This window comes from Stenotrophomonas mexicanensis (genome assembly GCF_032911605.1).
GTDB classification, from domain to species: domain Bacteria; phylum Pseudomonadota; class Gammaproteobacteria; order Xanthomonadales; family Xanthomonadaceae; genus Stenotrophomonas; species Stenotrophomonas maltophilia_A.
Map to the genome: position 1 here is coordinate 58,561 of NZ_JAWJTG010000023.1, position 14,280 is coordinate 72,840.

Sequence of the window (14,280 nt, forward strand, 5' to 3'; positions counted from 1 at the left end):
CCTTGGTTTCCGGTCGGCCGGCGGCCTGCGGGCGCAAAGAGAATAAACAGCCCGATGCGATGCCGGAATGATGATCGGGCACGTCGACAGGGCCGCGTTCAGCTAACTGACCGGATCGCTCAGCCCGCACTTTACCCCGCTCCCGACTGCCGGTAGGCAGCCAGCGCGGCATCGCGGCCAACCGCCAGATCCACCAGCGGCGTGCGCGGATAGCCCGGGGCATGTGCCGCCAGCAGCAACGGATGCTGCCACGGCGCGAAGCGCGCTTTCACCGGCAGCGCCCCCAGTTCGGGCACCCAGCGGCTGATGTAGCGGGCCTGGGGGTCGAACTTCTCGGCCTGGGTCACGGGGTTGAACACGCGGAAGTAAGGTGCGGCATCGGCACCGGTCCCGGCCACCCACTGCCAGCCCATCGTGTTGTTGGCCAGGTCGGCATCGACCAGGGTGTCCCAGAACCAGCGCGCGCCATGCAGCCAGTGCGCGCGCAGGTGCTTGCACAGATAGCTGGCCACGATCATCCGCACCCGGTTGTGCATGTAACCGGTGTGCCACAGCTCGCGCAGGCCTGCATCGACGATCGGCACGCCGGTGTTGCCGCGCTGCCAGTCGTGCAGCTGCGCGGCACTCGGTGTGGCCCACGGGAAACGGTCAAAGCGCGGGTTGAGGTTGTCGGTCGGCGTCTTCGGGAAGTGATGCAGCAGGTGGTAGGCGAAGTCACGCCAGCCCAGTTGGCGAAGGTAGCCGTCGATGTCGGCGTCGGTGCCGGCACTGCGCAGCCCTTCCAGCGCATGGGCAATCCGCCAGGGTGCGATTTCGCCGAAATGCAGGTGCGGCGACAGCCGCGAGGTGCCCACGCGATCTGGCAGGTCACGCTGCTCGCGGTAGCCGCGCAGCGCACCGTCCTCGAACACGGACAGCGCTTCCAGCGCACCGGCTTCACCCGGCTGCCAGTGCTCCCAGAAGCCGGTATCCCAGTCCAGCGTCGGTCCCAACTGGAGATCATCCAATGCCAGGCTGTCGACCGCGTGCGTCGCCAGTGCCTTCGGTGCAGCCTGCAGTGCGGGCAGGCGCCAGTGGCTGAGTACGTTGCGCCAGTACGGCGTGAATACCTTGTAGGGCTGGCCCTGCTGGGTGGCGATGTCCCACGGCTCGAACAGCAGGCTGCCATTGCAGCTCTGTGCGTCGATGCCCTGCTCGCGCAGCGTGCGCTTGATGGTGGCGTCGCGTGGCTGGGTGGCCGGTTCGTACTTGCGGTTCCAGTACACCGCCTCGGCGCCGGTCTGCTCGATCAGCAACTGCAGGGCCGACAGGCTGTCACCGCTGCGCAGCACCAGCGAGGAACCCCGCGTGAGCAGGTCCGCATCCAACGCGGCCAGTGAACGGTGGCGCCACGCATCGGAGGCGGCACCCGGCACCCACTCGCCCTCTTCGTGGGGCGCATGGATGTAGATCGGCACCACGTCGTGACCGGCATCCAGCGCGGCCTGCAGGGCCGGATTGTCCTGCAGCCGCAGATCACGGCGGAACCATACCAACGCTACCGACACAGACACCGCCTTCGTTGTTGAAGGCGGACATGATAGCCAGCGGTGGTGAAGGCGTTGCACGCAGACGCCGTCTGCTAGGCTGCTGGGCCGCTCCTCGTTGGACCCCGCCATGGATGAATTGCACGCCTCATTCGCCCGCTTCGGGCTGCTGCGGGCCCAGTACGAAGGTGACTGGCAGGGACCGTTCCCGCTCCCACCGTTGCTGGCGCGCTTCTACGCGCAGGTGGGACCGCTGGGTCATGAGATCAATGCGAAGGTGGGCAACTCCGGCATCACCATTCCGGGCCTCGATGTCTGGATACCGCCGCTGCGGCGTGTGTGGAGTCACCAGGCCGGTTATCGCTGGCATGGCATCAGCGGCGAGCCGATCGACAACTGGCCATCGAACTGGCTGGTGATCGCCGATCGCGGCGCCGATCCGTTCATCCTCGACCTGGATGACGGCCGTGTGCTGTTCAGTCACCACGGTGCGGGCCTGCTGGATGCCGGCGAGGTCACTACCGATGTGCCGACCTTGATGGCGGCTCTGGCTGCTGCAGGCACGGTGTACCTCGATGCAGGCGATGACCTCTACAACGACGAAGACGATGGTGGCATCCGTCCTGAACACCAGGAGGTAGCCGTACAGGCGGTGGCCCAGGTACTGGGCGACCGCCTGCAGGCCGAGTCGTTCATCGGGACGTTGCTGGACTGAATCCACGCATGGCGTGGATCTACTTCTCGAAACGCTGCATCGCCTCGCTGATCAGTACCCGCGCCTCGGCGGCGTTGCCCCAGCCATTGAGCTGCACCGGGTTGCGTCCCGCCGGCAGGGCCTTGTAAACCCGGAAGAACGCCTCGATGCGCTGACGCTCGACCTCCGGCAGATCCTTCAGGTCGCGGATGCTGGCGTAGGTCGGGTCGACCTTGTCGGTGGGCACGCCGATGATCTTCTCGTCGTGCTCGCCGCCATCGATCATCTTCAGATAGCCGATCGGCCGGAAGCGCACGATCACGCCCGGATGCAGCGGTTCACGGGTCAGCACCAGCGCGTCCAGCGGATCGTTGTCGCCGGCCAGAGTGCGCGGCATCGAGCCGTAGTTGGCCGGATAGGCCACCGGCATCGACTGGAAGCGGTCCACATGGACCAGGCCGTCCTCCTTGATCTCGTACTTGGTGAAGCTGCCGGCCGGAATCTCCACCGCCAGATTCACCTCCTGTGGGGCCTGCTTCGGCTGGGCCACCAGGAACGGATGCAGTACGGTATCGGCAGCGGTCACCGCACTGGCCAGCAGCAGCAGGGCGGCACCGATGGCGGCGAGCGGAAGGATGCGTCGGGGCGTGGTCATATGCGTCTTCTCACTCCCAGCAGCGGTCGGCACGACCCTTGGCGGTCTGCGCGCGCGGGCAGTCGCGCTGCGTGATGCGACCTTCGGTCAGCTCCGTGCGCTGCTTGCCACCCTTGGCATCACGGCGCAGTTCGAAGGCATCGTAGAGACGGCCGGTCACCGTGCGTGCTTCATAGCGCAGGCGCTGCGGATCAATGTTCAACACCTGGAACAACTGGGTATCCTCGGCCACCGGATCCATCGTCCTGCGTGCTTCGTCGGAAAGGCGGTACTGCTTCGGCCCGGCCACGGTCACCACGTACTGCGGCGTGGCGGCCTGCCCTTCACCGCGACGGCCATAGGTGTGATCGTGGCCCTGCAGCACCAGATCGACGCTGTGGCGGCGTACCACCGGCAACAGCACGTCACGCAGCGCAGCGTTCTCGCGGCCTTCGCGGGGTGAGTAGAACGGCTGGTGCAGCAGCACGATGGTCCACGGCTGCGGGTTGCCGGTCAGAACCTTGTCCAGCCACTGTGCCTCCGCCTTGGCGGTACCCAGGTCGAGTGCCGAGGTGCCATCGACCACCGCCACGCGTACACCCTGCGCATCGAACCAGTAGCTGGTCTGCTGCGCGGCGGTGGCGCCGTTGCCCGGCAGCGCGAAGGTGACCGGCCAATGCTTGCCCAGCACGCGCCGCTCCTGCGGGGTGTCCTCGAATTCCTCGAAATACTCATGATTGCCGATCGCCGGGGCCACCAGCGTTTCCTGCGCCAGCCAGCCGGTGGCAGCAAACCACTCGCCCCATTCGCTGTCATCCATGTTGTCGCCGCCGCTGACCAGGTCACCGGCGAACAGGCTCATGCGCGCCTGCGGTGCGGCCTTCTGCGCGGCGCGCACTACACGGCTGACATGGCTGACGTTCTTGTTCTGGGTATCACCGAAGTACAGCAGGGTCAGCGGCTGGTCGGCCGCAGCCAGCGTGCGCAGCTGGTTCCAGGCGCTCCAACTGCCGTTGCCCTGCACACGGTAGACGTACTGGGTATCCGGCTGCAGGCCGCTGATGTCCGCGCGATGATGATGCGACAGCCCGTTCTCGGTCTGCAGCGCGCGGGTCGTTGCGCGCACCTGGCGGATGCCCTCGATGGCCGGCGAATCCCCGGCGAGAGCGATCTCGAGCAGCGGTGCCTGCACGCTGCCGTCAGTACGCCAGGCCACGGCGAAGCCGTGGCTGGGATCGACCGCCGGCGAGGCGACGATGCGATCCGGCACCGGCGTCGCTGCGTAGTGGCGGCTGCCTGCTGGCACCTGGGTGTTGGGTTCGGCCGCTGCGAACGACAGCGACGGCAGTGCCAGCAGCAGGCCCAACGCCAGCGTGCGCATCACGCACTGCCGGCTCATGCGCCACACTCCAGCGGCAATGCCAACTGCTTGGCGATGCTCTCCCAGTCGAACGCCACCACGCCCTGGTCGTCATGCACTGCATACAGTGCGCCGTGCGGGAAGCGCGCACTGGGTTGCTGCATCATCCAGATGCCGTCGGTGTTGGCCACGGTATTCCCCTGGAACGCGCCCACCGGCTTCAGCGTGTGCCGGTCGAACAGATGGAACACGCTGCGCTGCTTGCCCTGTTCGGTGGTGATCCACCAGCCGTCCTTGCCGCAGGTACGCAGGGTCACACCTTCGGCCTGCGCCTTGAACACGTCGCGACCGAATGTGGTGCCGGTGAAGCGTCCGGCAAGGGTGTAGACCTTGAACTCGCTGGCGTAGCTTTCATCCTCTTCGGCGATCAGCAGGCGATCATTCTCCGGGTCGCCCCAGATCGACTCGACCACGCGCAGCGCACCGGCTTCGCTGGTGTCACCGATGCTGGCCACCAGCTTCGCCTCGACCTTCGCACCGTCGCGGGTCACGTGGTACTGGCGCACGCGCTTGTCCAGCTCGGCCAGCGGCGGCAGGATGTCACGCCCCTGCGCATCCTCGCCGTTGTCCCAGGAGTCGGTGACGTAGACGCTGTAGCCATCGGCACGGCGGTCGACCCACAGCCCATACGGCTTGCGCAGGTCGTCCGCAGCGAACGTCGCCAGCGGCGCGAAGTCCGGCAGGCTCAGCACCTGCACGCGGTGATTGTCGCGCTCCACGATCCACAGCAGGTCGTCGATTACCGCGATGCCGTTTGGGCGGTCGAACTGCCCCGGTGCGGAGCCGCTGCTGCCGACGTCACGCAGGTGCTGGCCGGTGCTGCCGTCGTAGACCACCAGCTTGTCGGTGGCCTTGGCGGTGGCGATCAGCCACAGCGCGCCGTCCGGCGCGCGCCAGGCCGCCGGCGAGTCAATGTTGTCGGCCGGGGTCATCGGTGACAGGAAGGCTTCGGCGATGGTGGTCACCGTGCGCGCGCCCCCGGCTTTCGCTGCCGTAGGGGCCGCGGCCGGATCGTTGCCGGTCGCCGGCGTGCAGCCGGCGGCCAGGGTCGCCGCGAGCGCGACCGCCAGGACGGTGATGCCACGCCCCATCACAGTGCCACCTTCAGGCCGAGCGCGTAGGTACGACCGTATTCTTCCATCTGCAGGGTGCGCGAGCGCGTGCCCTGGTACAGCTCAAGCGGCTTGTCCAGCAGGTTCTGTGCTTCGAAATACATGCTCACCCGCGGGGTGAACTTGTAGTCCAGCGAGAAATCGAGCTGGGTGTTCGGTGCAACGTAGATGTCGAACGCCCGGCCCTTGCCGATGCTGTCCAGGTACTCGCTGCGGTATACCGCCGCCAGGCGTGTACTCACACCGTACTTTTCATAGCCGATGTGTGCGCTGTAGACATGCTTGGAGGCGCGCGGCAGGGTGAAGTCCTCGCCTGGACGGTCCTTGATGCCGGCATCGAATTTGGTATCCAGCCAAGTGCCACTGGCACCGACCAGCAGGCCATCCAGGCCGTCCGGCAGGAAGGCCAGCTGCTGCTGCCAGTTGAATTCCGCACCGCGCACGGTGGCCTTGCGGCCATTGATCGGCTGGGTCACGTCAAAGCCGCCAAAAGCGGGATCATTGGTCCGCACCATTTGCACGATGTAGCCATCGATCGACTTGTGGAACAGGCCAAGTGAAACGATACCGGTGCTGCCGATGTACTTCTCCACCGACAGGTCGATGTTCTTCGACTCGTACGGATCCAGTTCCGGATTACCCAGGCGCACTTCCTCGTCGCCGCGGCTGTAGCCCACGCGTGGCGAGACATCGCCGAAGGAAGGACGCGATACGGTCTTGTTGGCCGAGGCGCGCAGTACCCAGTCATCGGCCGCGTCGTAGCGCAGGTGCAGGCCCGGCAGCACGTTGGTGTAGCTGCTGTTGGCCACCCGCGGGGTGACGGTGAAGCTGCGCCCGTTGGCGGCCACGTCCACCTGGTTGCCGATCGCCTTGAACTGGGTGTTTTCCACGCGCACACCGCCGATGATGCGCAGCGCGCCCACATCCCAGGTACCCATGGCGTAGCTGGCGAAGATGTCTTCGCTGGCCACGTAGTCCTCTTCCAGCGATGTCATCGCGTTGCCACCGACGTCCTGCGGACGAGCGCTGTACTGTCCGCCATTGGCCGCCCAGAAGGCACGCATCGCGGCCGAATCCATGCCGTCACCCAGGTTGCCGTGGCGGTGTTCCGGCGAGGAGGTTGTCCAGCTCGACAGCGCCACCTTCGGGCCGACACGCAGTTCGCGTTCGTCGACGTTCACGTCGCGGTCGCGCCAGCGGCCCAGCAGGCCGAATTTGATGCTGCTGCTGTCGCCGTCGAAGCGTACGTTGACCTGCGCGCTGTGTTCCTTGTCGTTGACCTGCTTGGGCGAGAGCACGAAGCGGTCGAACGCGTAGTTGCCGTTGTCCAGCCACTGCGGGTTGTCGAAGCTGTAGCTGGGCAGGCGGCTGCGCTGGTCGAGGGTGCCATTGAAGGCCTTGCCATCAAGCTTGAAACGGGCCTCCATCTCGTCGTTCACCCGCTCTTCGGTGCGGGTGTAGCCGATCCGGTAATCGACCACGGCGTTGGTCAGCTTGTTCTCGCCACCGAGACTTGCCGCGAAGGTGTTTTCCTTCTTGGTGCGGTAGCGCATGCGCTTGTCGATGGAATCCTTCGGCATGCCATCCAGCCGATACTGGTCGGTGCCGGTCTTGACCATCTTCGCGTCGTCGAAGTTGAAGATCACGCGCTGGCGGGTCTCCGCATCGTCGAACTGGCTGTACAGCGTACGCAGGTAGTACTTGCTGTATTCATTCGGGCGCCAGTCGAGGTTGAGGTTGGCACCGATGCGCTTGCGCTCGATCTCGTACTTGCGGTGCTGCAGGTTGATCGCGGTGACATCGCCGGGGACGGCATCGTCCTCGCCGTCATACTCCACTTCGGTGTTGTCCGACTCGAACCTGCGCTTCTGGTAGTTCACGCCCAGCGCCACACCGAAGGTGTCGTTGAACACTTCGCTGTAGTTGAAGGCGGCCTTGGGGCTGGTCTCGCCGGACAACTGCTGGTGGCTGCCTTCGATCTTGCCACGCAGGCTGCGACCTTCGCGGTCGAAGGCCGAGGCCGATTCCACCAGCACGGCGCCGCCGATGGCATCACCGGGCATGTCCGGGGTCGGCGACTTGACCACGCGCAGGCGCTCGGTGGAGTCGGACGGGATCACGTCCAGCGGTGCGGCGCGGCTGGAATCCTCCGGCGTACCGATGGCGATGCCATCCACGCTGACGCTGTTGAGGTTGGCGTCCAGACCGCGGATGACCACGAAGCGCCCCTCGCCCTGGTCGCGGGTCACGCTGATGCCCGGCAGGCGCTGCAGCGACTCGGCCACGTTCTTGTCCGGGTACTGGCCCAGTGCATCGGAGGACACGGCGTCTTCGATCGCATCACTGCTGCGCTTGAGGTCAACCGCGCGGATCTGTGATTCGAGCTGGGCGCGCACTTCGATGCGGTCCAGGTCGACCGCATCAGCGGCCACGGCGCCGGTGGCGGCAACCGCCTGCTGCCCGGCCGCCTGCAGCGGGGCTGCGGCCCCCATCGCCAGGGTCAGCGTGATGGCAACGGCCAACGGAGTCTTGATATGCACTGGGAATCCCCATTCCTGTTAAGAATGGGTCTGCACGGTATGTCCGCAAGGTTGCATGGCCGTGACATGCGCCTGCACATTTCGAGTAACACCGCTCCGGGCCAGGTTTGGGTTCGGCCCGCCGATCCGGCAAAATGGCGCCCTCTCTCCTTTTCCCCTTCCCGACCATGAAGATCGTCGAAGTGCGCCACCCGCTGGTGCAGCACAAGATCGGCCTGATGCGCAACGCTGCGCTCAGCACCAAGGATTTCCGCGAACTGGCCAACGAGCTGGGTACGCTGCTGGCCTACGAGGCCACCGCCGACCTGGACACCGAGCCGCACACCCTGCCCGGCTGGGCCGGCCCGGTCACCGTGCAGCGCATTGCGGGCGCCAAGATCACCGTGGTGCCGATCCTGCGCGCCGGCCTGGGCATGCTCAGCGGCGTGCTGTCGCTGATCCCGGCGGCCCGTGTCAGCGTGGTCGGCCTGCAGCGCGATGAGGAAACCCTGCAGCCGGTGCCCTACTTCGAGCGCCTGACCGGGCGCCTGGAAGAGCGCGACGCGCTGATCCTGGACCCTATGCTGGCCACCGGCGGTACCCTGATCGCCACCATCGACATGCTCAAGCGTGCCGGCGCCCGCCGCATCAAGGGCATCTTCCTGGTGGCCGCGCCGGAAGGCATCGAGGCGGTCAAGGCCGTGCACCCGGACGTGGAGATCTACACCGCGGCCATCGATGCCCAGCTCAACGACAAGGGCTACATCCTGCCGGGCCTGGGCGATGCCGGTGACCGCATCTTCGGTACCCGCGTCGGCTGATCCGAAGAACCGGGGTCAGAGCCCTTTCGCCGCGAAAGGGGTCTGACCCCAACAGCGCAGGCCATCGCGGCCGCGTTGCGATTCTTCACGTGCTCTTGGCGCCGGGAAGCGAATGCTCCGCGCACCCGCCACCCTTGGAGCTCCCGATGAAAGCCTCTTTCCTGCTGGCCGCCGTCCTGCTGGTCGGCCTGCCCCTGGCTGCCAATGCCACCACTCCGCAGCAGCAGCGCATGGCCGAATGTTCGGCCAAGAACAAGGGGCTGAAGGGCGATGCCTACAAGACTGCACAGAGCTCCTGCCTCAGCGGCCACGCCGCCGACGCCAAGCCGGTCAATACGCAGCAGGAACGCATGCGCAAGTGCAACGCTGACGCGGGCGCCAAAAAGCTGGCCGGTGATGCGCGCAAGACCTTCATGAGCAGCTGCCTGAAGGCGTCGTAATGGTCGCATCCGGATGAAACGCCATCCACGCATGGCGTGGATATACCGTCATCAGTAAAAGGCCGGGCATTGCCCGGCCATGCCATTACCCCAGGGCGCGCGCCTTCAGCTCACCCTGCTCGTGCAGGGTCACGAAACGCCCCTTGTCATCCCTGCCAAGCTGCGCCAATGCCACCTGCGGGTCGTGGGTGAAGAACAGCCGCACGTTGCGCGCCAGCTTGTCTTCCAGGAACTGCCGCTTCTCGTCGATCAGCAGCTCGGCATTGCGGTCATAGCCCATGGTGATCGGCACGTGTACCCATGAGCGGCCCGGGATCAGGTCGGCACAGAACACCACGCCACCATGCGCACTTTCGCCTGCATGCGCGTGACCGACGATCTCGGCCAGCATCAGCCCCGGTGTATGCCCGTCGCTGTAACTGAAGCGCACGCTGCGGCCGAGCGCCTTCGAGTACTCCCCGTCCACCACTTCCAGCCGGCCACTGGCCTGCAGCAGGCCCGGCAGTTCCGGAATGAAGCTGGCGCGATCGCGCGGGTGTGGCTGCACGGCGCGCTGCCAATGCTGCGCGCCGACCACATAGGTTGCGTTGGGGAACAGCAGCTCGGGCTCACGTCCTTCGCTCCATGCCGCCAGCAGGCCACCGGCATGATCGAAATGCAGGTGGCTGAGCACCACCACGTCGATATCCTCGTGCTCGAAGCCGGCTTCGCGCAGCGAATCGATCAGCACGTGCTGGCTTTCCTGCACACCGTAGCGTTCGCGCATGCGCGGATCGAAGAACGCCCCGATACCGGTTTCAAACAGCACCGTCTTGCCTTCCAGCGGGCTGGCAAGCAGCGCACGGCAGGCCAGCTCGATGCGATTGAGCTCGTCCGGTGCCGCCCATTTTTCCCACAACGCGCGCGGCGCGTTGCCGAACATCGCGCCGCCATCGAGGCGCTGCGAGTTTCCACGAATAGACCAGAGTTTCATGTGTCGATTATCGGCGCCGGCTCGTTAAATAATCGCTAGAAGGGAAACAGAAAACCCCGCCGGCAAAGGCGGGGTTTCGATAATCAGCCGGATTGCCGGCCCGCAGCCGGCACCACCGGATCAGTGTGCCGGCACCACCTGGGCACTGCCGACCGGATTGCGCGGGTCGCTGCCGCCGAACAGCTTGTTGGCCCTGCGGTCCCATTCCACGGTCTGCAGGTTGCCCCACACGTGGCTGGAACCGCGGCCACCCGCGGCGACATTGCCCGGCAGGTCGATCTTGTGGCCCATCGCCTGCAGCTGCTTCACCGTCGCCGCGTCGAACGCATCGTCCTCGGCTTCGATCAGGTCCGGCAGCCACTGGTGGTGGTAGCGCGGCAGTGCGGCAACCTGCTGCGCATCCAGGCCGTCGTCGTAGCCGAGGATGCCCAGCAGCACCATGGTGATGATGCGGCTGCCACCCGGGGTGCCCAGCACCACCACCTTGTCGGCGTTCTCCATGAAGGTCGGCGTCATCGAGCTGAGCATGCGCTTGCCCGGCTTCGGCGCATTGGCTTCATAGCCCATCACGCCGAACGCATTGGGCGTGCCCGGCTTCAGCGCGAAGTCGTCCATCTCGTTGTTCAGCAGCACGCCGGTGCCCTTGGGAATCAGCCCCGAGCCGTACAGCAGGTTGACGGTCTGGGTGGCGCCGACGCGGTTGCCGTCGCGGTCGATGATCGAGAAATGGGTGGTCTCGTCGTCCTCCAGCGGGGTCGGGTTGCCCGACAGCAGGTCGCTGGGCGTGGCCTTCTCCGGATGGATGGTCGCCCGCAGGCCCTGTGCGTAGTCCTTGCTGGTCAGCACCTTCTGCGGGATCTGCACGAAGTCCGGATCGCCGAGGAAGAAGGTGCGGTCACGGTAGGCGCGACGCATCGACTCCACCACCAGGTGGGTGCGGTGCGCCGGGTCCATCTTCTTGATATCCCAGCCTTCCAGGATCTGCAGCATGCTGGCCAGCGCGATGCCACCGGACGACGGCGGCGGCGCGGTGGTGATCTTCCAGCCGTTGTAGTTGAACACGATCGGCTCGCGCTGCTTCACGCGGTAACCGGCCAGCTCTTCAGCGGTCCACTTGCCGCCGGCCTGCTTCACGCCGGCCAGCAACAGCGTTCCGGTCTGGCCCTTGTAGAAGCCATCGAAGCCACCTGCGGCCAGGCGCTCCAGCGTCTGTGCCAGCTCCGGCTGCTTGAACAGGTCACCGCTGGCGATCGGCTTGCCGTTGCGCAGGTAGACCTCGCGCGTTCCGGGATAGCGCTCCATCACTTCACGGCGCGAGGCATAGCCTTTGGCCATGCGGTCATACACCGGGAAGCCTTCGCGCGCGATGCGGATGGCCGGCTGCAGCGAGGCCGCCAATGGCAGCTTGCCGTGCTTGGCCGACAGCTCGACCAGCGCCGCAGGCAGGCCCGGGATACCGGCCGACCAGGCGCCATTGACCGAGCGGTCACGGTCGAGGTTGCCCTGCTTGTCGAGGAAGGCCTGCGGGGTCGCAGCGGCCGGTGCGGTCTCGCGCGCATCCAGCATCACATCCTTGCCGGTAGCCGCGTCGTGCAGCAGGAAGAAGCCACCGCCGCCCAGGCCGGAACTGATCGGCTCGACCACCGCCAGCGTGGACGATACCGCCACCGCGGCATCGAAGGCGTTGCCGCCCTGCGCCAGGATGTCCATGCCCGCCTGGGTGGCCAGCGCATGGCCGCTGGCAATGGCCGCGCCATCGGGGCGCTCGGCACGGGCCGGGCTGTCGGCCCAGGCAATCGGGCTCAGCAGCAGGCCGAGCAGCAACAGGGGGCGGACGATCAGCGTCTTCATTCGGATGGGGGCTCCGCGTAGAGTTCGGGGTGATCGTGCTGCAGCTGGCGCAGCTTGGCCAGCAGCTGGTCTTCCGTTTCCACGATCTCCGGGTCCGGGTCGATGCACTCGACCGGGCAGACGACCACGCACTGTGGCTCGTCGAAATGACCCACGCATTCGGTGCAGCGCGCAGGGTCGATCACGTAGATGGTTTCACCCATCGCAATGGCCTGGTTCGGGCAGGCCGGCTCGCATACGTCGCAGTTGACGCAGAGCTCGTTGATTTTCAGCGACACGGCGATACTCCTCGCCCGCGCCCTGGGACAAAGGACCGGCCAGCGCGGGCGCGCGGGCCGGTCAGGTCATCAGCGGCGCCCTTGCAGGACGCCGCCCGGGCCATGCCGGAGCATGGCCGCCATGGCTCGGTATTACTTGGCTTCGACGAAAATGTACTCGGCACCGGTCGGCTGGATCGCAGCCTGTACGCGGGCGTTGTCGGCCGACTGGCCGATGAAGACGACGCGCACGCCCTTCATCGAATCCGGCGACACGTCCTTGAACACGGCCTGGATCATGTCAGCCATCTTGCCCGAGGCCGACGAACCGAAGGCCAGCATGTTGCCCGGCTGCACGCCACGGGCCACGGCCTGGGTCGCGCTCTCGGTCTGGCGCTCGTACTTGGCCTGGAAGTCCGGGTCCGATTCCGGCGAGAGGTAGTACAGGAACGGGCTGTTGGTGATGTTGCCCATGTTCTGGATCGCCACTTCCTGCAGGTACTTCTTCCAGCCTGCATCGTCGTCCTTGGACGGAGCGACCAGGGCCTGCTTGGCCTCGTCGACCGGAGCGGCCTCTTCCTTCTTGCAGGCGGTGAAGGCCAGGGCCAACGAAGCGATCAGCATCGCGCGCATGGTGGTGTTCATGGGTTTCCTCCCGGAATGGTGCGTGGTGTTGTACGTAATGGGGTGCGGGTACAGCGGGGCTTACGACTGTGCCGACTTCGCTTCGCGGACCTTGCGCAGGGCTTCGAGCACCGCGGCCGGCACGAAGCCGGACACGTCGCCACCCAGGCGCGCGATCTCGCGGACCAGCGAGGACGAAATGAAGCTGTGCTGCTCGGCCGGGGTCAGGAACAGGGTCTCGACCTCGGGGATCAGGTGCCGGTTCATGCTGGCCATCTGGAACTCGTACTCGAAGTCGGACACCGCGCGCAGGCCGCGCAGCAGCACCCCGCCCTGGACCGAACGTACGAAATGCGCCAGCAGGGTATCGAAGCCGATGACCTCGACGTTGCTGTGGTGGGCCAGCGCGCCACGCGCCAGCTGCACGCGCTGCTCCAGCGGCAGCGCCGGGCCCTTGGACGGGCTCTGCGCCACGCCGACCACGACCTTTTCGAACAGCGGCGCGGCACGGCTCACCAGGTCGATGTGACCGTTGGTGATCGGATCGAACGTGCCGGGGTAGACGGCAATGCGGCGGTTGGCCACGGTCATGGGCGGATGCAGATGTTCAGATGAGGTCAAAGTGTAGCAGTGGCGCGGCGGTACAGGGCAAAGCGCACCTCGCGGGTGCCACCCTCGCGGTGCAGCAGCCAGTCCGGCGGCAGCACCGGCACGTGGCCCGCCGGCGATTCCACGTACAGCCAGGCACCGGCGGCCAAGTGCCGCGGCAGCTGGGCCAGCACGTCCTGCCACAGGCCGTCGGCGAACGGCGGGTCGATGAAGACCAGATCGGCCTGCTGCGCCGGCGCGCCCTGCAGCCAGCGCAGGGCATCAGCCTGCACGACGCTGATCTGGTCGGAGGCCTGCAGCTTGGCCACGGCAGCGGTCAGATTGCGTCCCAGCTGCGCATCGCGTTCGACCAGGGTGGCGTGTGCGGCACCGCGCGAGACCGCCTCCAGGCCCAGTGCGCCACTGCCGGCGAACAGGTCCAGCACGCGGGCCCCACCGAGCCTGGGCATCAGCCAGTTGAACAGGGTTTCGCGCACGCGGTCGCTGCTGGGGCGGAGCCCCGGCAGGATCGGCACCGGCAGGCGGGTATTGCGCCAGCGCCCGCCGATGATGCGGACCTGGCCTTCATTGCCGCCACGGCCGCTCATCGGCTCCCCCGGCGGGAGGTATTCGAGAATTTCAGCATGAGCGGGATTGTAGTTCGGCCGGGCGGCGCCCGGCACCCGCAGAGGCCGAAGCAACAGCCGAAGCAACTTCAAAGGCTGGTTTCCTGCGGGATGGCGGGGTGGGTCCGGCTGCGGGGGAAGCCGTGAATCCGTCCATGGAGGCTCGGTCGCGCCATCCATGGCGCTCACGCCCCC

14 protein-coding genes are annotated in these 14,280 nt (G+C 66.4%); 3 read left to right on the plus strand and 11 right to left on the minus strand.

Annotated elements, in window-relative coordinates; genetic code table 11:
* Positions 1-131: 131 nt before the first annotated feature.
* Entirely contained in the window at positions 132-1,547 is a 1,416-nt protein-coding gene (locus R1L06_RS11665) for a cryptochrome/photolyase family protein (RefSeq protein ID WP_317217786.1), read from the minus strand.
* A gap of 109 nt (positions 1,548-1,656) precedes the next feature.
* On the opposite strand from R1L06_RS11665, the gene R1L06_RS11670 reads away from it, so the two are divergent.
* Positions 1,657-2,241 carry a hypothetical protein gene (locus tag R1L06_RS11670; protein WP_317217781.1) on the plus strand — a complete coding sequence of 195 codons (585 nt, stop codon included), beginning with the start codon at positions 1,657-1,659 and terminating at the stop codon, positions 2,239-2,241.
* Positions 2,242-2,260: 19 nt separating this feature from the next.
* Here the strand turns inward: R1L06_RS11670 and R1L06_RS11675 are convergent, their stop codons facing one another.
* The 4 genes from R1L06_RS11675 to R1L06_RS11690 are packed head-to-tail and all read right to left on the minus strand — an operon-like array spanning position 2,261 to position 7,878.
* A complete protein-coding gene (locus R1L06_RS11675; RefSeq protein ID WP_317217782.1) occupies positions 2,261-2,875 on the minus strand; it encodes an inorganic diphosphatase in 615 nt (204 codons plus the stop codon).
* A gap of 10 nt (positions 2,876-2,885) precedes the next feature.
* The gene (locus tag R1L06_RS11680) at positions 2,886-4,235 is read right to left on the minus strand and encodes a purple acid phosphatase family protein (protein ID WP_317217787.1); all 1,350 of its coding nucleotides are present in this window, start codon (positions 4,233-4,235) and stop codon (positions 2,886-2,888) included.
* A 14-nt stretch (positions 4,236-4,249) separates the two neighbouring features.
* The gene (locus tag R1L06_RS11685) at positions 4,250-5,365 is read right to left on the minus strand and encodes an NHL repeat-containing protein (RefSeq protein WP_132809827.1); all 1,116 of its coding nucleotides are present in this window, start codon (positions 5,363-5,365) and stop codon (positions 4,250-4,252) included.
* Positions 5,365-7,878, minus strand: a complete 2,514-nt coding sequence (locus tag R1L06_RS11690) for a TonB-dependent receptor (RefSeq protein ID WP_373695423.1) — start codon at positions 7,876-7,878, stop codon at positions 5,365-5,367. Before R1L06_RS11690 ends, R1L06_RS11685 begins: the two co-directional genes overlap by 1 nt.
* A 215-nt stretch (positions 7,879-8,093) precedes the next feature.
* On the opposite strand from R1L06_RS11690, the gene upp reads away from it, so the two are divergent.
* Entirely contained in the window at positions 8,094-8,726 is a 633-nt protein-coding gene (upp, locus tag R1L06_RS11695; RefSeq protein ID WP_005409099.1) for a uracil phosphoribosyltransferase, read from the plus strand.
* A gap of 146 nt (positions 8,727-8,872) precedes the next feature.
* On the plus strand, positions 8,873-9,166 hold the full coding sequence (locus R1L06_RS11700; protein WP_032130275.1) for a PsiF family protein: 294 nt from the start codon (positions 8,873-8,875) through the stop codon (positions 9,164-9,166).
* A gap of 85 nt (positions 9,167-9,251) precedes the next feature.
* Here the strand turns inward: R1L06_RS11700 and R1L06_RS11705 are convergent, their stop codons facing one another.
* The 6 genes from R1L06_RS11705 to rsmD all read right to left on the minus strand — a co-directional run bounded on the left by R1L06_RS11705 (position 9,252) and on the right by rsmD (position 14,067).
* The gene (locus tag R1L06_RS11705) at positions 9,252-10,139 is read right to left on the minus strand and encodes an MBL fold metallo-hydrolase (protein ID WP_019338337.1); all 888 of its coding nucleotides are present in this window, start codon (positions 10,137-10,139) and stop codon (positions 9,252-9,254) included.
* A 120-nt stretch (positions 10,140-10,259) separates the two neighbouring features.
* A complete protein-coding gene (ggt, locus tag R1L06_RS11710; protein WP_317217784.1) occupies positions 10,260-11,990 on the minus strand; it encodes a gamma-glutamyltransferase in 1,731 nt (576 codons plus the stop codon).
* Complete coding sequence (locus tag R1L06_RS11715) at positions 11,987-12,268, minus strand: YfhL family 4Fe-4S dicluster ferredoxin (RefSeq protein ID WP_004153175.1); 282 nt, start codon at positions 12,266-12,268, stop codon at positions 11,987-11,989. The genes ggt and R1L06_RS11715 overlap by 4 nt, the downstream gene beginning before the upstream one ends.
* Before the next feature lie 132 nt (positions 12,269-12,400).
* Positions 12,401-12,892: a hypothetical protein gene (locus R1L06_RS11720; protein ID WP_004153167.1), complete on the minus strand. Its 492-nt coding sequence runs from the start codon at positions 12,890-12,892 to the stop codon at positions 12,401-12,403.
* A 60-nt stretch (positions 12,893-12,952) separates the two neighbouring features.
* Positions 12,953-13,462 (minus strand): pantetheine-phosphate adenylyltransferase, encoded by a 510-nt coding sequence (coaD, locus tag R1L06_RS11725; protein ID WP_032130277.1) that lies wholly within the window; start codon positions 13,460-13,462, stop codon positions 12,953-12,955.
* 26 nt (positions 13,463-13,488) lie between these two features.
* On the minus strand, positions 13,489-14,067 hold the full coding sequence (gene rsmD / locus R1L06_RS11730; protein WP_317217785.1) for a 16S rRNA (guanine(966)-N(2))-methyltransferase RsmD: 579 nt from the start codon (positions 14,065-14,067) through the stop codon (positions 13,489-13,491).
* Positions 14,068-14,280: the final 213 nt, after the last annotated feature.

Bases quoted from the DNA above. Each gene is read 5' to 3' on its own strand.
- R1L06_RS11700 (WP_032130275.1), top strand. From the start codon at position 8,873: ATGAAAGCCTCTTTCCTGCTGGCCGCCGTCCTGCTGGTCGGCCTGCCC.
- R1L06_RS11705 (WP_019338337.1), bottom strand. From the start codon at position 10,139: ATGAAACTCTGGTCTATTCGTGGAAACTCGCAGCGCCTCGATGGCGGC.
- R1L06_RS11720 (WP_004153167.1), bottom strand. From the start codon at position 12,892: ATGAACACCACCATGCGCGCGATGCTGATCGCTTCGTTGGCCCTGGCC.
- R1L06_RS11685 (WP_132809827.1), bottom strand. From the start codon at position 5,365: ATGGGGCGTGGCATCACCGTCCTGGCGGTCGCGCTCGCGGCGACCCTG.
- R1L06_RS11675 (WP_317217782.1), bottom strand. From the start codon at position 2,875: ATGACCACGCCCCGACGCATCCTTCCGCTCGCCGCCATCGGTGCCGCC.
- R1L06_RS11680 (WP_317217787.1), bottom strand. From the start codon at position 4,235: ATGCGCACGCTGGCGTTGGGCCTGCTGCTGGCACTGCCGTCGCTGTCG.
- R1L06_RS11690 (WP_373695423.1), bottom strand. From the start codon at position 7,878: ATGGGGGCCGCAGCCCCGCTGCAGGCGGCCGGGCAGCAGGCGGTTGCC.
- coaD (WP_032130277.1), bottom strand. From the start codon at position 13,462: ATGACCGTGGCCAACCGCCGCATTGCCGTCTACCCCGGCACGTTCGAT.
- upp (WP_005409099.1), top strand. From the start codon at position 8,094: ATGAAGATCGTCGAAGTGCGCCACCCGCTGGTGCAGCACAAGATCGGC.
- ggt (WP_317217784.1), bottom strand. From the start codon at position 11,990: ATGAAGACGCTGATCGTCCGCCCCCTGTTGCTGCTCGGCCTGCTGCTG.
- rsmD (WP_317217785.1), bottom strand. From the start codon at position 14,067: ATGAGCGGCCGTGGCGGCAATGAAGGCCAGGTCCGCATCATCGGCGGG.
- R1L06_RS11670 (WP_317217781.1), top strand. From the start codon at position 1,657: ATGGATGAATTGCACGCCTCATTCGCCCGCTTCGGGCTGCTGCGGGCC.